At 61.8% G+C, this 22623-nt stretch carries 18 protein-coding genes and 1 pseudogene; 8 read left to right on the top strand and 11 right to left on the bottom strand.

What is annotated here, in order from left to right; genetic code table 11:
- Positions 1 to 471 carry a protein-export chaperone SecB gene (secB, locus tag ACTG27_RS17760; RefSeq protein WP_005340639.1) on the bottom strand — a complete coding sequence of 157 codons (471 nt, stop codon included), beginning with the start codon at positions 469 to 471 and terminating at the stop codon, positions 1 to 3.
- 50 nt (positions 472 to 521) lie between these two features.
- A complete protein-coding gene (locus ACTG27_RS17755) occupies positions 522 to 953 on the bottom strand; it encodes a rhodanese-like domain-containing protein (protein WP_005340640.1) in 432 nt (143 codons plus the stop codon).
- A 246-nt stretch (positions 954 to 1199) separates the two neighbouring features.
- Here ACTG27_RS17755 and gpmM point away from each other — a divergent pair, with 246 nt between their 5' ends.
- Positions 1200 to 2729, top strand: coding sequence for a 2,3-bisphosphoglycerate-independent phosphoglycerate mutase (gpmM, locus tag ACTG27_RS17750; protein WP_439980087.1), 1530 nt, complete (start codon positions 1200 to 1202; stop codon positions 2727 to 2729).
- Between the two features lie 9 nt (positions 2730 to 2738).
- Complete coding sequence (envC, locus tag ACTG27_RS17745; protein ID WP_439980085.1) at positions 2739 to 4091, top strand: murein hydrolase activator EnvC; 1353 nt, start codon at positions 2739 to 2741, stop codon at positions 4089 to 4091.
- A 132-nt stretch (positions 4092 to 4223) separates the two neighbouring features.
- Here the strand turns inward: envC and ACTG27_RS17740 are convergent, their stop codons facing one another.
- Positions 4224 to 4874, bottom strand: coding sequence for a Qnr family pentapeptide repeat protein (locus ACTG27_RS17740; RefSeq protein ID WP_076493929.1), 651 nt, complete (start codon positions 4872 to 4874; stop codon positions 4224 to 4226).
- 89 nt (positions 4875 to 4963) lie between these two features.
- Between ACTG27_RS17740 and ACTG27_RS17735 the strand changes: the two genes are divergently transcribed.
- Positions 4964 to 5971 carry a substrate-binding domain-containing protein gene (locus tag ACTG27_RS17735; RefSeq protein ID WP_005355407.1) on the top strand — a complete coding sequence of 336 codons (1008 nt, stop codon included), beginning with the start codon at positions 4964 to 4966 and terminating at the stop codon, positions 5969 to 5971.
- Positions 5972 to 6056: 85 nt separating this feature from the next.
- On the opposite strand, the gene ACTG27_RS17730 is transcribed toward ACTG27_RS17735, so the two are convergent.
- From ACTG27_RS17730 to ACTG27_RS17720, 3 genes are read right to left on the bottom strand one after another with little or no spacing between them, the layout of a single operon-like run.
- The gene (locus ACTG27_RS17730; RefSeq protein ID WP_005342660.1) at positions 6057 to 6698 is read right to left on the bottom strand and encodes a bifunctional 4-hydroxy-2-oxoglutarate aldolase/2-dehydro-3-deoxy-phosphogluconate aldolase; all 642 of its coding nucleotides are present in this window, start codon (positions 6696 to 6698) and stop codon (positions 6057 to 6059) included.
- Positions 6699 to 6707: 9 nt separating this feature from the next.
- Positions 6708 to 8504, bottom strand: a complete 1797-nt coding sequence (edd, locus tag ACTG27_RS17725; protein WP_021230776.1) for a phosphogluconate dehydratase — start codon at positions 8502 to 8504, stop codon at positions 6708 to 6710.
- Positions 8501 to 9010, bottom strand: a complete 510-nt coding sequence (locus ACTG27_RS17720) for a gluconokinase (protein ID WP_005340649.1) — start codon at positions 9008 to 9010, stop codon at positions 8501 to 8503. The genes edd and ACTG27_RS17720 overlap by 4 nt, the downstream gene beginning before the upstream one ends.
- Before the next feature lie 243 nt (positions 9011 to 9253).
- Here ACTG27_RS17720 and gntU point away from each other — a divergent pair, with 243 nt between their 5' ends.
- The 4 genes from gntU (at position 9254) to ACTG27_RS17700 (ending at position 16642) form a co-directional block, all read left to right on the top strand.
- The gene (gene gntU, locus ACTG27_RS17715) at positions 9254 to 10594 is read left to right on the top strand and encodes a gluconate transporter (RefSeq protein WP_439980084.1); all 1341 of its coding nucleotides are present in this window, start codon (positions 9254 to 9256) and stop codon (positions 10592 to 10594) included.
- A gap of 150 nt (positions 10595 to 10744) precedes the next feature.
- Positions 10745 to 12094, top strand: coding sequence for a CDP-diacylglycerol--serine O-phosphatidyltransferase (pssA, locus tag ACTG27_RS17710; RefSeq protein WP_005342654.1), 1350 nt, complete (start codon positions 10745 to 10747; stop codon positions 12092 to 12094).
- A gap of 190 nt (positions 12095 to 12284) precedes the next feature.
- Positions 12285 to 14354: an ATP-dependent DNA helicase RecG gene (gene recG / locus ACTG27_RS17705; RefSeq protein ID WP_439980083.1), complete on the top strand. Its 2070-nt coding sequence runs from the start codon at positions 12285 to 12287 to the stop codon at positions 14352 to 14354.
- A 143-nt stretch (positions 14355 to 14497) separates the two neighbouring features.
- A complete protein-coding gene (locus ACTG27_RS17700; protein ID WP_439980082.1) occupies positions 14498 to 16642 on the top strand; it encodes an AsmA family protein in 2145 nt (714 codons plus the stop codon).
- 37 nt (positions 16643 to 16679) lie between these two features.
- Here ACTG27_RS17700 and ACTG27_RS17695 read toward each other — a convergent pair whose 3' ends face one another.
- The gene (locus ACTG27_RS17695; protein WP_439980080.1) at positions 16680 to 17588 is read right to left on the bottom strand and encodes a bifunctional GNAT family N-acetyltransferase/hotdog fold thioesterase; all 909 of its coding nucleotides are present in this window, start codon (positions 17586 to 17588) and stop codon (positions 16680 to 16682) included.
- Between the two features lie 51 nt (positions 17589 to 17639).
- On the opposite strand from ACTG27_RS17695, the gene ACTG27_RS17690 reads away from it, so the two are divergent.
- Positions 17640 to 18320 carry a spermidine synthase gene (locus tag ACTG27_RS17690; RefSeq protein WP_439980537.1) on the top strand — a complete coding sequence of 227 codons (681 nt, stop codon included), beginning with the start codon at positions 17640 to 17642 and terminating at the stop codon, positions 18318 to 18320.
- On the opposite strand, the gene dtd is transcribed toward ACTG27_RS17690, so the two are convergent.
- The 4 genes and pseudogenes from dtd to ACTG27_RS17670 all read right to left on the bottom strand — a co-directional run bounded on the left by dtd (position 18309) and on the right by ACTG27_RS17670 (position 22604).
- Positions 18309 to 18746, bottom strand: coding sequence for a D-aminoacyl-tRNA deacylase (dtd, locus tag ACTG27_RS17685; RefSeq protein WP_439980079.1), 438 nt, complete (start codon positions 18744 to 18746; stop codon positions 18309 to 18311). The two genes, ACTG27_RS17690 and dtd, sit on opposite strands and share 12 nt — an antisense overlap.
- An 86-nt stretch (positions 18747 to 18832) precedes the next feature.
- Positions 18833 to 19705, bottom strand: a complete 873-nt coding sequence (locus ACTG27_RS17680; RefSeq protein WP_005340664.1) for a virulence factor BrkB family protein — start codon at positions 19703 to 19705, stop codon at positions 18833 to 18835.
- Positions 19706 to 19881: 176 nt separating this feature from the next.
- On the bottom strand, positions 19882 to 21123 hold the full coding sequence (locus ACTG27_RS17675; protein WP_439980078.1) for a malic enzyme-like NAD(P)-binding protein: 1242 nt from the start codon (positions 21121 to 21123) through the stop codon (positions 19882 to 19884).
- 255 nt (positions 21124 to 21378) lie between these two features.
- Positions 21379 to 22604 (bottom strand): annotated as a pseudogene (locus tag ACTG27_RS17670) (aromatic amino acid transporter).
- Positions 22605 to 22623 lie beyond the last annotated feature (19 nt).

The raw sequence follows: 22623 nt of genomic DNA, 5'->3' as shown, positions 1-22623 counted from the left end.
TCAGGCTTCCGCAGTCGCCTGCTGGGCCTGTGCTTGCGCCATATGCTGGGCAAACAAGGCATCGAAGTTGACCGGTGCCAGGTTCAGCTGCGGGAAGGAACCCTTGCTCACCATGTTGGCCACTGCTTCGCGGGCATACGGGAACAGGATGTTCGGGCAGAAGGCAGCCAGGCAGTGAGCCAGTTGCGGCTCCGGCAGGTTGCCGATGGTGAAGATACCAGCTTGCTGTACTTCGCACAGGAAGGCAGTTTCGGTTTCCAGTTTGCAGGTTACGGTCAGGGTCAGGACAACCTCGTACACGTTCTCAGCCAGGATGTTGGTCTTGGTATCCATATCCAGCTTGACGTCCGGCTGCCACTCTTTCTGGAAGATGTGCGGGGTGTTCGGCGCTTCGAAAGAGACATCCTTGGTGTAAACACGCTGGATGTGGAATTCCGGTTGTACTTCCTGGTTGTTGATCTCGTCAGCCATTTCGTTTGATTCCTTGTTATATGGATAAGTGGGCTCAGGCCCTGCTTAAATCAGCGTTTCTTGGTTACCGGCAGATTTTCTGCACGCCATTGGGCCATGCCACCACCGAGCACATAAACCTGCTTGAAGCCAGCTTTGCTCAGCTGACGGCCCGCGCCGCCCGCAGTCATTCCCGACTCGCACACCACTATGATGGGGGCATCTTTATGCTTTTCAACCGGGCCCAGATTATTGCTCTGGATCTGGGTCAGCGGCAGGTGCTGGGCACCGGCCAGATGGCCCTTGGCGTACTCTTCCTGACTGCGAATATCCACCACGGTGGCATTCTCGCGGTTGATCAGCAGGGTCGCAGTGTGATTGTTGACGGTTTTTACCGGAGACAAACGGGCACGCACAGTGGTGTAAACCAGGGTGCCAGCCAGACCCAACCAGGCTGCGGTCAGCAGCGGGTTACGGGCCGCAAAATCCAAATACTCTTGCATCTTCTACTATCCAGGGACCAAGACAAGGGCCCGAGTATACATGGGGGTATTGATAAGATCAGCCATCTTGGCGGCAAAGCGCGAGCAGGCTCCCATCATCATTGGGCAGCGAGCATGGCAGGAAGGGCGTGGCTTGCGGGGCCGCGGGAGCGCCCCTTGGCTATCAGGTGACTATTTCGGCAGATGTAGTAATATTACGCTAGTTTCATTTCCCGCATTTTTTCCAATCCGAGAGGACATAGTCTTATGTCAACAGCTAAGAAACCTTTGGTTCTGGTCATCATGGACGGTTGGGGCTACAGCACCAAGCAAGAGCACAACGCCGTCGCTGCCGCCAAGACTCCCAACCTCGACCGTCTGGCCCGTGACTACACCAGCACCCTGATCTCCGGCTCCGGTCTGGACGTCGGTCTGCCGGATGGCCAGATGGGCAACTCCGAAGTGGGCCACGTCAACATCGGTGCCGGTCGCATCGTCTATCAGGAGCTGACCCGCATCTCCAAAGACATCCAGGACGGCGAATTCTTCCAGAACGTCGAGCTGGCCAAGGCTGTTGACGCTGCCGTGACCAACGGCAAAGCCGTTCACATCATGGGCCTGATGTCCCCGGGTGGCGTACACAGCCACGAAGAGCACATCATGGGCATGATCGAAATGGCTGCCAAGCGTGGCGCCGAGAAGATCTATCTGCACGCCTTCCTGGATGGCCGCGACGTTCCGCCGCGCTCCGCCCAGTCCTCCATCGAGCTGTTCGATGCCCTGTTCGCCAAGCTCGGCAAGGGTCGTTTCGCCTCCATGATCGGTCGTTACTTCGCCATGGACCGCGACAACCGCTGGGATCGCGTGCAGCAAGCCTATGACCTGATGACCCAGGGCAAGGGCGAGTTTACCGCCGAGAGCGCCACCGAAGCGCTGGCTGCCGCCTATGCTCGCGACGAGAACGACGAGTTCGTCAAAGCCACCCGCATCGGCGAAGCGGCACCGATGGAAGATGGCGATGCGCTGATTTTCATGAACTTCCGTGCCGACCGTGCCCGTGAAATCACCCGCGCCTTCGTTGACACCGACTTCACCGGCTTCGCCCGTGCAGTCGTGCCGAAGCTGAACTTCGTGATGCTGACCGAATACGCGGCCGACATCAAAACTGCCTGTGCCTACCCGCCGACCGCTCTGGTCAACACCCTGGGTGAGTGGCTGGCCAAGCAGGGCAAGACCCAGCTGCGCATCTCCGAAACCGAGAAGTATGCTCACGTCACCTTCTTCTTCAACGGTGGCGAAGAGTCCTGCTTCACCGGCGAAGATCGCGAGATCGTGGCCAGCCCGAAAGTGGCGACCTATGACCTGCAGCCGGAGATGAGCTCCGAAGAGCTGACCGACAAGCTGGTTGCGGCTATCAAGAGCGGCAAGTACGACGTCATCATCTGTAACTACCCGAATGGCGACATGGTTGGTCACACCGGTGTGTTCGATGCCGCCGTCAAAGCGTGTGAAGCCGTTGACCACTGCATCGGTCGCGTCACCGACGCCCTGGCCGAAGTGGGTGGCGAGTGCCTGATCACTGCCGACCACGGTAACGCCGAGAAGATGCTGGACGAAGAGACTGGTCAGGCCCACACCGCCCACACCAATCTGCCGGTTCCTCTCATCTATTTCGGTCGCAAAGCCGAGGTAGTTGAAGGTGGCAAACTGTCCGATCTGGCCCCCACCATGCTGACCCTGATGGGTCTGCCGGTGCCGCCGGAAATGACTGGCAAGCCCCTGATGATTCTGAAATAATCCTTCCCCATGCGGGGATGCGAAGTTATTTCACAAAAAACCAGTCGCGTCGGCCTGTTGGCCGGCGCGCTGTTTTTTTGCCTGTCATTTGGCGCCAGCACAGCAGCTTTGGCCGCCAATCAGCAGCTGGGGACCATGCAGTCCCAGATCAAAGAGCAACAGAAGACCATCAAGCTCAGCAAGCAGGAGCTTGCCAAGCTCAATACCCAGCTCAAGGCTGACGAGCAGGCCATCTCGGCCGCCGCCGCCAAACTCAACCAGACCAAGCAGCAGTTGAAGCAGAACCAGCAGACGCTGGCGACCCTGCAAAAAGACAAGCTGGCGCTGGAAGTTCAAGCCAAACATCAAAAGCAGTTGCTGGCCAAGCAGGCGGAAAGCGCCTTTCAAGCGGGCAACCACGACTACCTCAAACTGCTGCTCAATCAGCAGGATCCGGCCAAACTGAGCCGCTCACTCGACTACTACGACTACCTCAACAAGGCCCGCATCGAGGCCATCGACGCCCTGCGCGCCACCCGTGACAAGCTGGCGAAAAACCAGCAAGCCACCAAAGAGACCGAAACCAGACTGCAGACCCTGCTTGCCGAACAGCAGGAGCATCACCAGACCCTGCTGGCCAGCCAGCAGAGCCGGGCCAAGGTGCGCAACCAGTTGCAGCAGTCGGTACAAGATGACGAGCAGAAGCTCACCAAGCTGGTCAAGGCGGAGAAGGCGCTGAAAGCCCGGCTGGAAGAGCTGCGCCGCCAGCGTGAAGAGCAAGAGCGCCGTGAACGGGCCGAGCGGGAACGGCTGGCCAAGCTGAAAGCGGAGCAGGAGCGTCAGCGCAAGCTGGCTGAACAGCGCCGCGCCGAGCAACAACGACTCGCTGCCCAGCAGAACAAAACCGTCAAACCGGCAGAACCTGCCGAAGAGGTGGCCAGCAGCAAACCGGAGCGCGGCTCGGGCATCAGCAGTGCTGGCCACTATAGCGGCCTCAAGACCAATGGCAGCCTGCGCTGGCCGGTGCAGGGACCGATCCTCATCTCCTATGGCTCGCCCCGTACCGCCCAGCTCAAGTGGAAAGGCACCCTGATCGGCGCCAGCGAAGGAACCCAGGTCAAGGCGGTTGCACCGGGACAAGTGGTCTACGCCGACTGGCTCGACGGCTTCGGTATGCTGCTGGTGATCGACCACGGTAAAGGCTATATGAGCCTCTACGGTCACAATCAGTCGCTGCTGCGTCAGGTTGGCCAGAATGTGGAACAGGGTGAACCGGTAGCGCTGGTCGGTGACAGTGGCGGTCAGGACAGACCGGGCCTCTACTTCGAAATTCGCTATCAGGGCGAGGCGATCAACCCGACCAAATGGCTGGCCAAGGGTTGAGTCAACCCGGCCGACAAACGCGTCATACGCTCACTAGCAAAAGCCTGCCTCACGCAGGCTTTTGTCATTTCAGGAGCGCCCTCCCCACCGTCGGCCTCATTTGATGAAAAATTACCTATTTTTTCGCTCGGCTCAGGGGAAGACAACCAGACCGATCTGCTCCAGCAATGTCTGCTGCTGATCCTCGTTGATCTGTACCCCTTGCAGATCAACCCGGCGCAGATCCAGCCCCGGCAGATCGCACTGGCGCAGATCGCAGCCCTGCAGCTTGAAGCTGGTCCAGTCAATCTGGCCAAACTCGGAGCCGCTGAGATCGGAACCCGCCAGCGAGGCACCGAACAGGTTGGCCCCCTGCCAACGGTTACCGGTCAGCTCGCACTTCTCCAGCAGACAACCCTCGAAGCTGGCATAGCTGAAGTTGTTGCCGGTCAGATGGGCCTCGCAGAAGTAGCTTTTGGCGGTGATCTGGTTGGCGAAGCTGGCATGGCTGAAGTTGATACCGACCGCCTGACAGTCGCGCATCTCCAGCCCCAGACACTGGCTGCGGCTGCAATCGGCCATGGTGAGATCGCAGCGCAGAAAGCTCGCCTCGCGCAGCTCGCAACCCTGCAACAGGCAGCCCCGTTCACTCTCCCGATCGTAGAAGCTGCAGTCGATGAAGCGGCTATCGCTCAAATCCAGCCAGGAGAAGTTGCAGCCGATAAAGCGGCACTCCGAGAACTGCTCCCCCTCCACATCCTGTTGCTCGAACCGGACATCCACGAACTGCTTGCCTCTGATCATCGGAAAACTCCTGCAAAAACGGCTTCATATGCTGACTTTATCCGCCAAAAACGGTAATGTTACATGTAACATCCACGCTGGACACCCCTATGAGCCCCACCCGCAAGCGCCGCCCCACCCTGCAAGATATCGCCGACCAGACCGGCGTGACCAAGATGACTGTCAGCCGCTATCTGCGCGACCCACAGACCGTGGCGGAGGGGACCCGCGAGCGGATCGCGGCTGTGGTGGAAGAGCTGGGTTATATCCCCAACCGGGCGCCGGACATTCTCTCCAACGCGACCAGCAAGGCGATTGGCATCCTGATCCCCTCGCTTTCAAACCAGGTATTCTCGGCGGTGATCCATGGCATCGAGTCGGTGACCCGACCGGCTGGCTACCAGACCCTGCTTGCCCACTACGGCTACAGTCCGGAGAGAGAGGAAGAGCAGGTCGCGTCCCTGCTCTCCTATCACGTGGATGGGCTGATCCTCTCCGACAGCCAGCACACCGAACGCACCCGCAAAATGATCGCCACCGCCGGCATTCCGGTGGTGGAGACCATGGATCTGCCGCAAACCCCCATCGACATGGTGGTCGGCATGGACCATAGAGCCGCGGCCCGGGCCATGGTAACAGAGATGCTGCACCGGGGCCGACGCAAGGTGGTCTATCTGGGAGCGCGGCTCGACGTGCGTACCCAGCTGCGGATGGAGGGCTACTATCAGGCGATGACCGACTTCGGCCTCACCGGCCAGCATCTGCTGACCGAGCAATCCTCCAGCTTCACCCTGGGGGGTGAGTTGCTGGATCAGGCGCTGGTACGCTATCCCGACCTCGACGGCCTGTTCTGCACCAACGATGACCTGGCGGTGGGCGCCCTGCTGCAGTGTCAGGCCAAGTGGATCCCGGTGCCGCAGCAGATCGCCATCGCCGGTTGCAACGCCCTCGACATCGGCCACGCCATGACCCCCAAGCTGGCCAGTATCGCCACCCCGCGGGAAGCGATAGGTCGGGAGGCGGCCACCATGCTGCTGGCACGTCTCAACGGCCAATCCCAACCCGACACCCGCAAGGATATCGGCTTCTCCCTCTATGTCGGGGAGAGTCTGGGGTAATCCCTTCCCTCACCCACTTAAGTCACGCCGATAACAAACAGGCCACCCGAGGGTGGCCTGTTCGATTTATCTACACGACTTGCGCTTAGCGTTTAACCAATTCAACCGCTTCGCGGGAGAGGCGGGTCACCTCTTCCCAGTTGCCGCTCTTGACCGCATCGGCCGGCAGCATCCAGGAACCGCCGACGGTGGCGACGCACTTGAGTGCCAGATAGTCGGCCACGTTTTTCGGGCCGATACCGCCGGTCGGGCAGAACTTCACCTGGGGCAGCGGCGCGGCAATGGCGGAGAGCGCCTTGGTGCCACCGTTCGCTTCGGCCGGGAAGAACTTCAGGTGGTCGTAGCCTGCTTCCAGCGCCTGCATCACTTCAGACGGAGTAGCCACACCCGGGATCAGCGGTGCAGTACTCTTGGCGGCGTGGGCCAGCAGGGCCGGGGTCATCCCCGGGGAGATGACGAAGCGGGCACCGGCAGCAACGGCTGCGTCAAACTGCTCGCAGTTGAGCACGGTACCGGCACCGACCATGGCATCCGGCATCGCCTTGGCAATGAGGGCGATGGCATCGAGCGCCACCGGGGTGCGCAGGGTGATTTCGAAGACAGAGATGCCGCCGTCGAGCAGCGCCTTGGCCATCGGCAGGGCCTGATCCAGCTCGTTGATAACCATCACGGGTACCAGCGGGGAGGCGGCAAACACCTCGGCCGGGGTCACTTTCCAGTTCTGCATAGCTCTTCCTTAGTCAAAGATGGTAGCGCCACACTCGGCGCTCGATACCGCGCGACGCATCACGCTGAACAGTTCACGGCCCCACCCCTCTTGTTCCAGAGTGAGGTCAATCTCGGCCTGGGTACGGCCACTCAAATCGGTCAGGCAGTCGAGGCTGCCGTTTACCGCGTCAACCCGCAGCAGGTCGCCGTCAGCCAGCAGGCCGATGGCCCCGCCGTGCAGCGCTTCCGGGGTGACGTGGATGGCGGCCGGGATCTTGCCGGAGGCACCGGAGAGACGGCCATCGGTGACCAGCGCCACCTTGTAACCCGCCTTCTGCAGGTTACCGAGCACCGGCATCAGCTTGTGCAGCTCCGGCATACCGTTGGCGGCTGGGCCATTGTGGCGCACCACGATCACGGCATCCTGATTGAGATCGCCCGCCTTGTAGGCCGCTTCCACCGCATGCTGGGAGGAGAAGACCCGCGCTGGTGCTTCAATCACCCGATACTCGGGAGCCACGGCGGAGACCTTGACCACGGCGCGGCCCAGATTGCCCGCCAGCAGCTTGGTGCCGCCGGTGGCCTGGAATACGCTGCCGGAAGGCGACAGCACGCTCGCATCGCCGCTCTCGCCGACCGGCTGCCATACCAGCTGGCCATCCACCAGAGCCGGACGGCTGAGGTAATCCTGCATCTCGCCAAAGACTGGAGTGGCGTCCATGTGGATCAGCCCCTCTTGCGCCAGACGGCGCATCAGGCCGGGCACGCCGCCTGCTTGTTCGAAGGCGTTCACGTCGGCCGGGCCGTTCGGGTACATGCGAACCAGCAGCGGCACCACGTCGGAGAGATCGCTGATGTCATCCCAGGTCAGTACCAGACCGGCGGCGCGGGCCAGCGCCACCATGTGGATGCTGTGGTTGGTGCTGCCGCCGGAGGCGAGCAGGGCCACCAGACCGTTGACCAGCGAGCGCTCATCCAGCACCTCGCTCAACGGGCGATAGGCCGGGGAACCCGGGATCATGGCGCTGATACGGCGGGCCGCTTCGGCGGTCAGGGCGCGGCGCAGCTCGCTATGCGGGTGCACAAAGGCGGAGCCCGGCAGCATCAGGCCCATGGCCTCGAACACCAGCTGGTTGGTGTTGGCGGTGCCGTAGAAGGTGCAGGTGCCCGCCGCGTGGTAGGCGCCGCACTCCATCTCCAGCAGGGCATCACGACCCACTTCACCGGCAGCGTACTTCTGACGAACTTTCACCTTCTCGTCATTGCTGATACCGCTCGCCATGGGGCCCGCCGGTACGAATGCAGTCGGCAGGTGAGCGTGGGAGAGGGCCCCCATGATCTGACCCGGAGCTATCTTGTCGCAGATGCCGAGCAGCAGGGTGGCATCGAAGGTGTTGTGAGAAAGAGAGAGCGCGGTCGCCTGAGCGATCAGGTCGCGGGAGAAGAGGGACATGTCCATCCCCGGCTGCCCCTGGGTCACGCCGTCGCACATGGCGGGCACGCCGCCGGCGACCTGGGCACTGTGGCCCAGCTCGGCCAGCACTGCCTTGATCTGATCCGGATAGCCCTGATAGGGCTGATGGGCGCTCAACATATCGTTGTAGGCGGTGACGATGCCGACGTTGGCGCGGGTCATATCGAGAATGCGACCCTTCTCGTCACTGCTGCAGGCGGCCACGGCGTGAGCCAGGTTGCCACAGGCCAGCGCGGCGCGGGTCTTGCCCTGCTCTGCCTGACGCTGGATGCGGGCCAGAAATGCCTGACGACGGGCGACACTGCGCTCGCGGATGCGAGCGGTGACGTCGGAAATTACCTGATGAATCATTGGGCTTGCTCCAATGCTGTGACGGCGCGGTCAACCACCTGTTCGAAGGTGCCGTCTATATCAATGTGGAATACACCGGCTTCGCCATCCGGGCGCTCCAGAGTATCGAACTGACTTTGTACCATGCTTTCACGCATGAAGTGGCCCTTGCGGGCACGCATCCGCTCGAGGATCAGCGGCTGGCTGCCATCGAGGAAAATGAAGCTGACCGACTCGTTGCCTTCGCGGATCTGGTCGCGGTACTTCTTTTTGAGGGCGGAACAGACAATGATGCCGGTCTCGTTCTTCTGCTCGAGACTGTAGGCGGCGTCGCGGATCCGCTCCAGCCAGGGGGCTCGATCCTCATCGTTGAGGGGGTTGCCGCCAGCCATCTTCTGGATGTTGGCCTTGGGGTGCAAGTCATCACCATCGATGAACTTGGCGCCCAGCGCTTCGGCCACTTTCAGACCCACGCTGGATTTGCCGCTACCACACACACCCATCACGATAATGCACTTACCCGCCATAATTTGACCTCTGTCCCACTTTTCAAAAAACCAGCTGTTGATGGGTTCTAATCTATCACGTTACCGGTAACATGTTACCGGTAACGCCTGAAAATGTGAAGTCGGCCACAGACTGAAACTAACACTCGCCGGCCCCGTGCCTGATGCTGCAGACTAGCCATATATACAAATAAATCATAATGTTATGGTTAGTAATGAGTCCTGCGGCATTGCCACTGAACAACTAACAAGGAACAGAGAACAATGTCGGATATCTCTTTGATCATGACGGCCGCCGGCTCGATCGTGCTGCTGCTCTTTCTGGTAATGAAGGCCCGGCTCCACGCCGTGGTCGCCCTGATCCTGGTCTCCATGGTGGCGGGTCTCGCCGCCGGCATGAACCCGGCCGACATCGCCGCCACCATCCAGAAAGGGATGGGCGGCACCCTCGGCTTCGTTGCCGTGGTGGTGGCGCTGGGTGCCATGTTTGGCAAGGTGATGGAAGTGACCGGCGCTCTCGACCGGGTGGCTCACACCCTGCTCGGCAAGTTTGGCGTCAAGCGCGCCAACTGGGCCATGGCCCTGACCGGCTTTGTCTGCGCCCTGCCGCTCTTCTTTGATGTGGCCGTGGTGCTGCTGATCGGCGTCGCCTTCGCCATCGTCCGTCGTGGCGGCGGCAGCGTGGTGAAGATCGGTATCGCCCTACTGGCCGGTATCGCCACTTGCCAAGCCTTCCTTATCCCGGCGCCGGGCCCGATCCTGGTGGCTTCCCAGCTGGGTGCCGACTTCGGCTACATGATCCTGTTCGGCCTGATCGCCGCCGTGCCGGCGCTGATCCTGGCAGGCCCGCTGTTCGGTGACTTCATCAGCAAGATCGTCGATGTGCCGCTGCCTGCCGATGCCCAAAACAGCGTCCACGATGACAGCAAATCCCTGCCCTCCTTCGGGCTGGCCATGGGCCTCATCGGTCTGCCGCTGCTGCTGATCGGCCTCAAGACCATCGTCGGTCGCTTCGTCGAGGCAGGCTCCACCCTGCACAACTGGCTGGAGTTCATCGGTCACCCCTTCACCGCCATCATGGTCGCCTGTCTGGCCGCCTTCTACCTGCTGGGTATTCGCCGCGGCATGTCCCGTGACGAGGTAATGAGCGTCTGCAACAGCGCCATCCAGCCGGCCGGTGTCATCATCCTGGTGACCGGTGCCGGTGGCGTGTTCAAGCAGGTGCTGGTTGATTCCGGCGTAGGCGCCGCGCTGGGCAACATGCTGGCCGACTCCGGTCTGCCTATCGTCGCGCTGGCCTTCATTCTGGCCGCTGCGGTACGGGTGATTCAGGGTTCTGCCACCGTCGCCATGCTGACCGCCTGTGGTCTGGTGCTGCCGATGCTTGAGCCGCTCGGCCTGAACGGTGCCCAGCTGGCTGCCGTCACCATCGCCATCGGCGGCGGTGCCATCGTGCTCTCCCACGTCAACGACTCCGGTTTCTGGCTGGCGAACCGCTACCTCGGCCTGACCGAGAAGCAGACCCTGCAGACCTGGACCGTGATGGAGACCATCATCGGCACCACCGGCGGCGTGATGGCGATGATCATCTACAGCTTCCTCTGACAAGGGGGAAATGCTGACAAAAAGGCCTCACTCGTGAGGCCTTTTTCATCTTTCTGATGATTCTTTCTTTGGCTGAGAGGGCGAGATTGCTAGAATCGCCTATTCATCGCTCCGAGTGGAACGCTTAACCCCGTGATTTCAGGTTTATCTATGCATTCATCGGCCCATTATCGACAACTGCTGGCGCGCCTGCCCCAGATCGCCGTCGCAGCGGATCAGTTTGAAGTGCTCTACAGCGCCCAGGATTTCAAACGCCGCATTCTTGCGCTTATCGCCAGTGCCACCCGGCGCATCTATCTGGTCGCGCTCTATCTGCAGGATGACGAAGCAGGCCGGGAGATCCTCTCCGCCCTCTACGCTGCCAAGCAGCGCAATCCGGCCCTCGACATCAAGCTGTTCGTCGACTTCCACCGTGCCCAGCGCGGCCTGATCGGCAAAGGCAAGCAGGGCGGCAACCACCTGATGTATCAGGCCATGGCTGCCGAACACGAGCACCAGATCGAAATCTACGGCGTACCGGTCAAGGGGCGCGAGCTGCTCGGCGTGCTCCACCTCAAGGGCTTCATCTTTGATGATGTGGTGCTCTACTCCGGTGCCAGCCTCAACGACATCTACCTGCACCAGCAGGATCGCTACCGCTTCGATCGCTATCACCAGATCACCAGCCCGGAGCTGGCCCGCAGCATGGTCAACTATGTGGATGACCTGTTCGTGAAGAGCGACGCGGTGCAGCGACTGGATCACAGCGATATCCCCAGCGCCAAACAGCTGAAGGGGCCGATCCGCCGCTTCAAGCAGAACCTGCGCCAGAGCCAGTACCGCTTCAGCACCATGCCGGTCAACACTCAGGAAGTGGCCGTCACCCCCATGGTGGGTCTGGGCAAGCGCAACAATCAGCTCAACCTGATGATCCGCAATCTGGTGCGCGCCACCGAGCGGGAGATCTTCATCTGCACCCCTTACTTCAACCCGCCCAAGGAGTTGAGCAAGGATATCGAGGATCTGCTGCAGCGCGGTTGCAAAGTCACCATCGTAGTGGGCGACAAGACCGCCAACGACTTCTTCATTCCGCCGGAAGAGAAGTTCTCCACCATCGGTGGCCTGCCCTATCTCTACGAGACCAACCTGCGCAAGTTTGCCGAGCGCAACCAGCGCCACATCGACGACGGTCGCCTCAACCTGATGCTCTGGTGCTGCGAGCGCAACTCCTACCATCTCAAGGGGATCTTCGTGGATGACGAGTGGGCGCTGCTCACCGGCAACAACCTCAACCCCCGCGCCTGGGCGCTGGATCTGGAGAACGGCCTGCTGGTACACGATCGTCGCCACCTGCTGCGTCCCCAGTTCAACGCGGAGCGGGAGAACATCCTGACCAACACCAAGCGGATCAGTCACTTCGATCAGGTGGAGCAGATCCAGGACTACCCGGAACAGGTGCGCAAGCTGCTGGGACGGATCCACAGGGTCAAGGCCCACCTGCTGCTAAAACGCATCATCTGACCTTGGGCGCCATGCGCCCGCACCTTGCCTGTTGGCAGCCGCACAAAGGCCTCCCGTTTTCGGCAGGCCTTTGTTATATCCGCCGTTTCCCCCGCCTTGGCGGCCCTGCCAGCAGCAACTCGGCTTGCATCGGCCCCTCAACAACCCCTATCATCTGGACATATTTACAGTGTTTTCGGGCATCTAATTGATGAAATTGGATAAAATTCCTCTCGATAGCCTCAAGGGTGTCGGCAGCAAGATGCTGGAGAAGCTCGAGCGGCTGGGGCTGGCCACGGTACAGGATCTGCTGTTCCACCTTCCCCTGCGCTACGAGGACCGCACCCAGGTATGGCCCATCGGCGATCTGCCGCCCGGCCTGCACGGCGCCGTCGAGGCCGAAATCCAGGACACTCAGTTGGTGATGGGGCGCCGCCGCATGATGGTCTGTCGCATCAGCGATGGCACCGGCACCCTCACCTTGCGCTTCTTCAACTTCACCGCCGCCCAGAAAAACAGTCTGGCGGCGGGCCGTCTGATCCGCTGCTTTGGCGAGGTGCGCCCAGGCAAATACGGGCTGGAGATGGCCCACCCCGAGTACAAGCTGCTCGGCGAGGAGCAGGCCGGTCAGACCGAAGAGGCGCTCACCCCCGTCTACCCGACTACCGAAGGGCTGCGCCAACTCACCCTGCGCAACCTCACCGATCAGGCGCTGGCCCAGCTAGACCTCTATGGCGTGGAGGAGCTGCTGCCCGCCGGACTCTATCCCCATCAGATTGAACTGGCCGCCGCCCTGAAGCTGCTGCATCGCCCGCCCCCCTCGGTAGCGCTGCCGCTGCTGGAAAGCGGCCAGCATCCGGCCCAACAGCGGCTGGTACTGGAGGAGCTGCTGGCGCACAACCTCTCGGTACTCAAGGTGCGTGCTCAGGCGCAAACCCAGCTGGCTCGCGCTCTCAAACCGGCGCCCGAGCTGGTTGAACAACTGCTCGGCGCTCTGCCGTTCAAACCCACCGGCGCCCAGAGCAGGGTAGTAGCGGAGATAAGCAAGGATCTGCAACAGAGTCACCCCATGATGCGGCTGGTGCAGGGTGACGTAGGTTCCGGCAAGACCCTGGTCGCGGCACTGGCAGCCCTGCAGGCTATCGGCAATGGCTGTCAGGTGGGCTTGATGGCGCCGACCGAGCTGCTGGCGGAACAGCACGCTATCAACTTCGCCAAGTGGCTGGAGCCGCTCGGCATTGGAGTCGGCTGGCTGGCGGGCAAACAGAAAGGCAAGGCGCGGGAAGAGTCGCTGGCCGCCATCGCCGATGGCAGCGTCAAGATGGTGGTGGGCACCCACGCCATCTTTCAGGAGCAGGTGGTGTTCCAGCGTCTGGCGCTGGTCATCATCGATGAACAGCACAGATTTGGGGTGCATCAGCGCCTCGCTCTGCGCGAGAAAGGGGAGCGGGAGGGGGTACATCCCCATCAGCTCATCATGACCGCCACTCCCATCCCCCGTACCCTGGCAATGACCGCCTATGCCGACCTCGACACCTCGGTCATCGACGAACTGCCGCCGGGCCGCACCCCCATCACCACGGTGGCGCTGCCCGACAGCCGTCGCGGCGACGTGATCGAGCGGGTCAAACTCGCCTGCACCGAGGGCAAGCAGGCCTACTGGGTCTGCACCCTGATCGAGGAGTCGGAGGTGCTGGAGTGTCAGGCCGCCGAGGATACCGCCGCCGAGCTGCAAAACCTGCTGCCGGGGCTGCATATCGGGCTGGTGCACGGCAGGATGCGTCCGGTCGAGAAACAGCGGGTGATGGAGGAGTTCAAGGCAGGCATACTGCAACTGCTGGTCGCCACCACCGTCATCGAGGTGGGGGTGGATGTGCCCAACGCCAGCCTGATGATCATCGAGAATCCGGAACGGCTCGGGCTGGCGCAGTTGCACCAGTTGCGCGGCCGGGTTGGCCGGGGGGCGGTAGCCTCTCACTGCGTGCTGCTCTATCATGCCCCCTTGTCCAAGACGGCCCAGAGCCGGCTCGGGGTGCTGCGGGAGACCAACGACGGCTTCCTCATCGCCCAGCGCGATCTGGAACTGCGCGGCCCGGGGGAACTGCTCGGCACTCGCCAGACCGGTCTAGCCGACCTCAAGATCGCCGATCTGGTGCGGGATCAGCCGCTTATTCCACAGGTGCAAAAGATGGCGCGCTTCCTTATGGATAGGCATCCGAGTCATGTCGAACCCTTGATTCGCCGTTGGCTCGGCTTACGGGATCACTATTCCAATGCCTGACCGAGGTAGATGCAGAAGATGGGCACATCTCCTTATGGATAGGTCCCCAAGCCATGTCGAACCTTTGATACGGCGCTGGCTCGGTCTGCGAGACCACTACTCAAACGCCTGACAACCAATCCCAAAACAGGAGGAAAGCAACCATGAATTCCTGGCTACGCGGCCTGCTCTACACCTTCGCCTTCCTGCTGCTGTTTGTCTGGGTTGCCCTCGGCCTGTTCGACGCCGAGCGCGCCAAAGGCCCCATCGCCAGCTGGATCAGCCAGCAGACCGGCGTGCCGGTCACCATAGGGCGACTGGTGTTCAACCCGCTGCACCCCTACACCCTGCTGGCAGAGCAGGTACGCTACGGCGATGCGGTCTCCCTCGACAAGATCTATCTGGAGATCGAGAGCATCGACTGGCTGAGCCGCGACGTGCGCATCGCCCATCTCGATCTCATTCGCCCCGCCATCAAGCTGCCGCTGCCCAACCAGCTGCCGAACCTGCCGGTGCACTCCCTCACCATCAGCGACAGCACCATAGACCGGCTCAGTCTGGAAAGCCCCGAGCTGACCCTGCGCGGTCTCAACGCCACCCTGAGCGACTGGGAGCTGATCGATCCGAAACGGCAGCCACAGGCCAACCTGAGCCTCAATATCGGCCAGCTGGAAACTCCGCAGTTCACCTTCACCCGTCTCAACCTGCAAGGACGGCTGGAGGGAGAGGTGCTGCGCACCGACAAGCTGGTGACCAACCTGTTCGACGGTCTGCTGGAGACCGGCATGGTGCTGGACTGGCCCGCCCGCACCCTGCAACTGCATGACCTCAAGGCGCGCGGCATGCGGGTGGAGCTGGGGGATCTGACACAACAAGGCTTCCCGCAGCGCTTCCCGTTGCAAAGCGTGTCGCTGGATCGCGGCCAGCTGGACGGCGTCAGCCTCAACGACATCAATCAGGAGCTCTCCTTCAACAACTTCAGCGGCCAGCTCACCGCCTTCAACTGGCAGGCGGGCAACCAGCCCACCGGCTATCTGAGCGGCACCCTGGGCGACATGGGCCGTGGCCTGTTCCAGCTGGAGGAGATCAAGGGCAAGCTCGCCTTCTCGCCCCAGCAGATCGACGGCGAACTGCAGGGCAAGGCCTATGAAGGGGAGTTCAATGTCGAGCTCTCCCTCGATAGCCAGCAGCAGAAGCTGACCCTGAAAGACGTGGCGCTGAGCGGCATGGATATCAGCCTGCCACAGGGTTGGTGGCAGGATTGGCAGAGCTGGCGCCCGCAGCAGGTGGATATCCGCAAGCTGGCGTTCGACAAGCTCAAGGTGCTCTCCTTCGACGATTCCATCCCTCTGTCGCTGACCGGCTGGCAGCTCTACCTGAGCGATCTCGCCCTGCGCGGCAATCAGCCCGGCCCACTGCTTGGCCGTGCCCGCATCGAGAGCAAGTGGTTCGAGCTGGTATGGGATGGCCTCAGCGCCCGCAACGGTGAACTGGATGGCGAGCTGACCCCCAGCTCCTGGCAACTGGGCAAGCTCACCAGCTCGCTGCCGGATGAGGGCAGCCTCAGCATGAGCGGCCAGTGGGCACGCGAGCCGGGCCAGAGCAGCACCCTGCAGTTGAAGGCGACCAAGCTCGATCTGGAGCAGTGGGGCAAGATGTTCGGCTCTCCCGTCTCCTTCTCCGGCAAGGCAGATCTGAGTGCCGACCTGCAGGCGGAGCACGGCAGCGCACCGGGTGCGTGGCGCAGCACCCTGCAGGGCAACTTCGCCCTCGATGCCAACGAGCCGTTCTGGGACAAGGTGAAGATAGACCCGCTGCTGGATCAGTGGTTCAAGCAGGCAACGGCGCCGGCGCTCAATCCGGATCAGCTGTGGCAGGCGATGCAGGAGGGTGACACCCCCTTCTACCGCATCAAGCTGCAGGGCAAAATCGACAGGGGGCAGCTGCAGCTCGAACAGGCTGGCGCCTCCACCATCACTCACCTGCTGGGTGTGCAGGGCGGCCTCGATCTGGTCAAGGAGCAGTGGCAACTCGATCTGGGAGTGCTCAACGGCAACCGCTGCGCCGAGCTTGTCGGCCAGTGGCGCGGCCCGCTCACCGCGCCCACTCTGAGCTGGGATTTCAAGCAGAAGCCGGATGGCTGCGACTGGGAGACCGGGGTGCGCTACCCGCCGCAGGGCAACAGTGCGCCGCTCTGGCGACCAGCTCCGGCGCCAAAAGCCCAAGCCCAAGCCCAAGCAGAGCAGAGCAGAGCAGAGCAGAGCAGGCGACCAACAGCCAGCAAGGGTAAAACAAACAAGGCCTCATGATGAGGCCTTGTTTGTTTTGTGGCGAAGCGCGCTGCCGTTAATGGCCCGGCCGCTTGACCGACTGCACCACGTAGTGACCGAGGAACTCCGCCGCCAGCTTGCTGCCGCTGAACAGCTGGATCTTGAGGCTGAAGGTGGCAGGCTCGCCCCGTTTGAGCGGCTGCAGCACGGCGGGCATCCCCTCGCGGGCCACTCGCGCCTCGGGCTCCTCATCGACCGGGCCATGATATTTGATGGTGCTCTCGGCAAGCACCGGCTCGCCCACCAGCCCCTCCTCTTTAAGCTGCAGCCAGATCAGCCCCCAGCCCGCCAGCACGCACTGGCTGTAGACACTGCCGGCAAACATGCTGCCATGCACGTTGAAGTTGGCCGCCAGATTGGCCTTGAGGTGGAAAGTCTGGCCATCGTAGTGGCTGATGTGCATCCCCATCTTCTCGCTGATGGGTACCCCGCGCGACCAGCGGGTGGTGAGATCCTGACACCACTCCGGCCGGTACTGGATAGTCTGCAACGGGCTCAGGGATTTGATCATCTGGCGATGGGGAATCCGACCAAAGGAGACGGGGCCGCCCCCCACTTCGAGAAAGCCGCACTTGCGATAGAACTCCACCGCTTCCTGACGGGCGTTCATCACCAGCCGTTTCACCTTCTCGCTGCGGGCCAACTGCTCGAGATCTTCCACCATTTGGGCACCCAGCCCCTGGCCGCGATATTCGGGCCGCAGCGCCATAAAGCGGATCTGCGCCTCGTCACCGCCGATAAAGAGGCGGCCTACCGCGATGGGAGTGCCATCGGGTGCCAGCATCAGCCGGTGAATGGCGACCGTATCGTACTCGTCCCGCTCGGAACCAACCGGCAGATTGAAGGGCTTACGCAGAAGTTCCCAGCGCAACTGGTAGTAGGCATCCAGCTCGGCGACTGTCTGAGGGGTGACTACCCGGTACATAGTTTCATCCTTGAGTTACACTGGTCGGAAACCATCTTGCCGTGCAAATTCATGGACTTCAATCTGCAAGCGTACCAAGCCGATCACTTGTTGCACCTCAGCGTCAAACCCCAGCGCCGCCTCACGGTACAGGAAAATGACCAGCACCGCTGGCTGGAGATAGACGGCGTGGTGCAATCCGCCATGTCGCTCGCCGACCCCGCGACCCTCTGTCTGCCCCATCAACGGGTCATCGCCTGCCTGCTGCCGGAGCAGGCCACCCGGATCCTAGAACTGGGTCTGGGGGGCGGCGATCTCACCCGCCATCTCTGCCAACGCTGGCCAGATGCTCGCCACGAGTGCGTCGACCTCGACGAAGAGGTGCTGACCGTTTATCAGCAGTTTTTCCAGCATCAGGAGAGCGATGAACGCGCCGCTCCGGCACTCCATCAAGCCGATGCCCTCGCCTTTCTGGAGCAGAGCGAACAGCAGTACGATCTCATCCTGCTCGATCTCTTCAGTCAGGATGGCAACCCGCTGCTGCTGTTTCAGGAGCGGATCTACCGGGCGCTGGCACCCCGGCTGAACGGCACTCTGGTCATCAACCTGTTGCCACGCACCGAACTGGAGCTAACCCACGCCCTGACACTGATAGAACAGTGGATTGGCCCCGCCACCCCCTATCCGGTTGCTGGGCTTATCAACGTGATCGTCCACGTCACACCGCGGGACGACACATCCTCAGACCTGTAGCCAGAAGGTCGTTGGCCCCTCGTTGACCAGCGCCACCTTCATGTCGGCGGCAAAACGGCCGGTTTCGGTCGGGATGCCGCTGGCTGAAGCCTTGGCCACGAAGTAGTCATAGAGCCGCTCGGCCTCGCTCGGGTGAGCACCGCAGGAGAAGCTCGGGCGCATCCCTCGCTTGGTATCCGCCGCCAGCGTAAATTGGGAGACAACCAGCAGACTGCCGCCGATCTGGCCGACATTGAGGTTCATCTTGCCCTCCTGATCCGGAAAGATGCGATAACCACTGACCCGATGCAGCAACTTGTCGGCCTTGGCCTCGTCATCCCCCTGCTCTACCCCGAGCAGTACCAGCAATCCCTGACCAATGGCGCCGGTCACCTCCCCCTCGACAGTCACGCTGGCCTCGCTGACCCGCTGAATCAATGCAATCACATCCCTCTCCTCTCAAAACAGAACGACCGCCCCCTCGCAGGGGCGGTCGTCGATGCTACCAATAAACCGGTGGGCAAGGCGATGGCTTAGCCCAGCTCTTCACTGGCTGGCTTCTCGTATTCACCGAGGCAGGCCGTGGTTTCAGCCCCCAACAGCACCACCAGCCAACTCAAATAGACCCAGACAAACAGGATCGGGATGGTGGCCAGCGCGCCGTAGATGGCCTGATAGGAGGGGAAGTTGGTGATGTAGATGGCAAAGCCGCGCTTGGCCAGCTCGAACAGGGTCGCCGCTACCAGTGCGCCGATAAAGGCGTGGATCAGCCGCACCTTGCAGTTCGGCACCACGGTATAGACCAGCAGGAAGGTGAGCACCGAGAAGAGGAACGGCAAACCGCGCAGCAGCAGATAACCGATACCGAACAGGCTCTCGGCGCCAAACAGCCGTAGCGAGAAGATATAGGAGGAGATGGCGATACTGGCCCCGATAAGCACGGGCCCCAGGGTCAGGATCATCCAGTACATGGCAAACGCCTGCGCCAGCGGGCGGCCCTGGGTCGAACGCCAGATGTAGTTGAGGTTCTTGTCGATGGCGGAGATCAGCATCAGCGCCACCACCACCAGCGCCCCTATCCCCACAGCCGTGGTGTTGGTTGCATTGGCGACGAAGCCGTCGATGTACTCCTTGAGCATATCGCCCGCGGTCGGCACGAAGTTGTGGTAGACGAACTGCTCCATCGCCTGCTTGAGGCTCTGGAACACCGGGAAGGCGGACATCATGCCAAAGACCACGGCGATCATCGGCACCAGCGAAAGCAGGGTGACATAGGCCAGATAACCGGCGGTAACCGTCAATCTGTCCTGCTGGAAACGGCCCCAGACAAACTGGGCAAAGTGGCGACCATCATGGCGCAAGAAGGAGAGGGCGTGGGCCAAACGGCCGCTGACAGGCTGCTGCATCTTGATTCTCGTTAGCGTCATAGTGGCAATATTGTGTCAGAGGAGAGCGCTGTTTGACCACCTTTGAACCCGATTTGCCTCCATCTGCCCCAACCTGTTACCCGGCTGGCGTCTCTGGCTGTCGCCAGAAGCAGAGATAAAAACGGCCCCGCTATGGGGCCGTTTGCAACGCCGGATTACAGCATGTAGTCCGCGGGCAGCTCGATGCGGGCGACGCCGGAGGCGACCGCTGCCAGCGCCACGGCGCGGGCTACGCACGGCAGCAGACGGGCATCCATCGGCTTGGGAATGACGTAATCCTTGCCGAAGGCGAGCTCGCTCACCCCGGCGGCGGTCAGCACCTCGACCGGCACCGGCTCCTTGGCCAGTGCGCGGATCGCCTCGACCGCAGCAATCTTCATGGCATCGTTGATGCGGCTGGCGCGGGCGTCGAGGGCACCGCGGAAGATGAAGGGGAAACAGAGCACGTTGTTGATCTGGTTCGGGTAGTCGGAGCGACCGGTCCCCATGATGAGGTCGCTGCGCACCGCGTGGGCCAGCGCAGGCTTGATCTCCGGGTCCGGGTTGGAGCAGGCGAAGATCACCGGGTTGGGCGCCATCAGGGCGACCGCTTCGGCGGGCAGCACATCGGGGCCGGAGACGCCGACAAACACATCCGCCCCTTCGATGACATCCATCAGGGTACGCAGCGGGGTCTCATTGGCGAAGCGCTGCTTGTACTTGTTGAGATCGCTGCGGCCGGTGTGGATAACACCCTGACGATCCAGCATGAAGATGTTGTGCGCCCTGGCGCCGCACTTGATCAGCAGGTCCATGCAGGCGGTGGCGGCAGCCCCCGCTCCCATGCAGACGATGCGGCTGTCACTGATCTGCTTGCCTTGCACTTCCAGCGCGTTGAGCAGACCGGCGGCGGTGACGATGGCGGTACCGTGCTGGTCATCGTGGAACACCGGAATGTCGCAGCGCGCGATCAGCGCCTCTTCAATCTCGAAACACTCCGGCGCCTTGATATCTTCCAGATTGATGCCACCGAAGGTATCGGCGATGGCCGCCACCGTGTCGATGAACTGCTGGCTGGTCTCGTGCTTCACCTCGATGTCGATGGCGTCGATACCGGCGAAGCGCTTGAACAGCAGGGCCTTGCCCTCCATCACCGGCTTGGAGGCGAGCGGCCCCAGATTGCCCAGACCCAGAATGGCGGTGCCGTTGGAGATGACGGCCACCAGATTGCCCTTGCCGGTATAGCGATAGGCATCGGCCGGGTTGGCGGCGATCTCGCGCACCGGCTCGGCAACACCCGGGCTGTAGGCCAGCGCCAGATCGCGGGCGGTTTCGGCAGGCTTGGTCAGGGCGATGGCAATTTTGCCCGGTACGGGCTGGGCGTGGTAATCGAGTGCTTCTTGACGCAGATCGGACATGGGGGACCCCGATGTGGTTGGTGCAAATGAGGTGCCGACAGGGGGCACGCAGAAGGGCGGGGATCATAAAAGAAAGCAGGGGTCATTCCCAGCAGATCATGCTACCGCCAGCCAGATCAGACCAGTTATTTCAGCACCTTACCCCACCCAAACCTACCACTTTAGTTATAGATCCTGCTGCATGGGGGTAAAAATGGCACAAAAAGGGCGGCAAGTTGGCCTTGCCGCCCTTTCTGTCAGAGCTGTAGACCTGACTCAGTTGCCCAGATAGACCGGCAACAGATTTGCCATCGACAGGAAGTGGAACAGCGCGGTCGCCAATCCGAACAGGATCAGCAGCCAGGCCATCAGCTTGCCACCAGGGGTAACGAAGTGGGGTGTCACTTCGCCCCGCTCGGCCCGCGCCCGGGTGCGCAGCACCAGCAGTGCCGGAATGATGCAGGTCCAGATGGTGGCGGCGGCACCGGCATAACCGATGGCCAGCAGGAAGCCGAACGGGAAGAGCAGGGAGAGCAGCAGCGGCGGCAGGAAGGTGACCGCCCAGGTCTTGCAGCGACCGGCGCGGCTGTTGTCGAACTTGAACAGATCGGCCAGATAGTCGAACACCCCGAGCCCCACCCCGATAAAGGAGGAGAGAATGGCCGCCATGGAGAAGCCGTTGATGGCGCTGGCCACCTTCTCCGATTCGATCACCCCTGAAAGCGCGGAGAGCAGCACACTCACGTCCCCCCCTTGGCAATCACGGGGGCAAAATCCTGACGGGGCAGGTTGCCGAAGATCCCCAGCAGCCAGAGCACGTAGAGCGCCAGCGCGATCAGGGTTCCCCCCAGAATGGCCCACTTTGCCTGCCGCTCGTTCTGGTAGTAGGCGCGCAGGGAGGCGACCGAGTGGTGATAGCCAAACGAGGTGAGCGCAACCGGCAGCATCGCCATGGCATAGGGGGCGTAGTGACTCTCACCACCAGCCAGATCGAGCAGGGTCGGCAGCTTGATATGGCCGAGCAGACCGGTCACGCCGAGGGCGAAGCTGATGATCATGAAGGCGATCAGCACCACAGAGATGCGGTCAACGGCGCGGGTCGAGTGCCAGACCACCAGCGAAAACAGCGCCACAAACAGCACGGAAGCGAGCTTGCTGTCGATCCCCAGAATCCCCTGCAGGATGGCGCCGGAGGAGGTGATGTAGGCGTAGAGCAGAATGCCGCCGACAAAGTAGACCGAGAGATTGTTGAAGAAGTTGAGCCGCTCCCCCAGCAGTTCGCGGGTCACGGTATTGAAGGAGACGCGCATGTCGTGGTGCTGGAAGGCTTCCAGCAGCATCCAGCCGGAGAGGGTCATCATCACCATGGTGACGGTCAGTGCCAACACCGACCAGAGGGTCCAGGCCCCCGCCCCCGAACTCGGCAGACCGAGCATGCCAGCCCCCACGCAGACGCTGGCGATAATGCAGGCGCCCCCCAAAATTGATGGTTTTTTCTTCATAATCCCTTCTTTTTCTGAC

The sequence above is a fragment of the Aeromonas sp. 97A genome (assembly GCF_051919185.1).
In the GTDB taxonomy this organism is placed as follows: Bacteria; Pseudomonadota; Gammaproteobacteria; order Enterobacterales; family Aeromonadaceae; genus Aeromonas; species Aeromonas veronii.
Note: the sequence above shows the minus strand (reverse complement) of the source record. Positions and strands in the feature narration are given on the sequence as shown.

Bases quoted from the DNA above. Each gene is read 5' to 3' on its own strand.
- ACTG27_RS17700 (WP_439980082.1), top strand. From the start codon at position 14,498: ATGAATTCCTGGCTACGCGGCCTGCTCTACACCTTCGCCTTCCTGCTG.
- ACTG27_RS17740 (WP_076493929.1), bottom strand. From the start codon at position 4,874: ATGATCAGAGGCAAGCAGTTCGTGGATGTCCGGTTCGAGCAACAGGAT.
- ACTG27_RS17695 (WP_439980080.1), bottom strand. From the start codon at position 17,588: ATGTACCGGGTAGTCACCCCTCAGACAGTCGCCGAGCTGGATGCCTAC.
- secB (WP_005340639.1), bottom strand. From the start codon at position 471: ATGGCTGACGAGATCAACAACCAGGAAGTACAACCGGAATTCCACATC.
- ACTG27_RS17675 (WP_439980078.1), bottom strand. From the start codon at position 21,123: ATGTCCGATCTGCGTCAAGAAGCACTCGATTACCACGCCCAGCCCGTA.
- recG (WP_439980083.1), top strand. From the start codon at position 12,285: ATGAAATTGGATAAAATTCCTCTCGATAGCCTCAAGGGTGTCGGCAGC.
- gntU (WP_439980084.1), top strand. From the start codon at position 9,254: ATGTCGGATATCTCTTTGATCATGACGGCCGCCGGCTCGATCGTGCTG.
- pssA (WP_005342654.1), top strand. From the start codon at position 10,745: ATGCATTCATCGGCCCATTATCGACAACTGCTGGCGCGCCTGCCCCAG.
- gpmM (WP_439980087.1), top strand. From the start codon at position 1,200: ATGTCAACAGCTAAGAAACCTTTGGTTCTGGTCATCATGGACGGTTGG.
- edd (WP_021230776.1), bottom strand. From the start codon at position 8,504: ATGATTCATCAGGTAATTTCCGACGTCACCGCTCGCATCCGCGAGCGC.
- ACTG27_RS17720 (WP_005340649.1), bottom strand. From the start codon at position 9,010: ATGGCGGGTAAGTGCATTATCGTGATGGGTGTGTGTGGTAGCGGCAAA.
- ACTG27_RS17730 (WP_005342660.1), bottom strand. From the start codon at position 6,698: ATGCAGAACTGGAAAGTGACCCCGGCCGAGGTGTTTGCCGCCTCCCCG.
- ACTG27_RS17690 (WP_439980537.1), top strand. From the start codon at position 17,640: ATGGACTTCAATCTGCAAGCGTACCAAGCCGATCACTTGTTGCACCTC.
- envC (WP_439980085.1), top strand. From the start codon at position 2,739: ATGCGGGGATGCGAAGTTATTTCACAAAAAACCAGTCGCGTCGGCCTG.
- ACTG27_RS17680 (WP_005340664.1), bottom strand. From the start codon at position 19,705: ATGCAGCAGCCTGTCAGCGGCCGTTTGGCCCACGCCCTCTCCTTCTTG.
- ACTG27_RS17735 (WP_005355407.1), top strand. From the start codon at position 4,964: ATGAGCCCCACCCGCAAGCGCCGCCCCACCCTGCAAGATATCGCCGAC.
- ACTG27_RS17755 (WP_005340640.1), bottom strand. From the start codon at position 953: ATGCAAGAGTATTTGGATTTTGCGGCCCGTAACCCGCTGCTGACCGCA.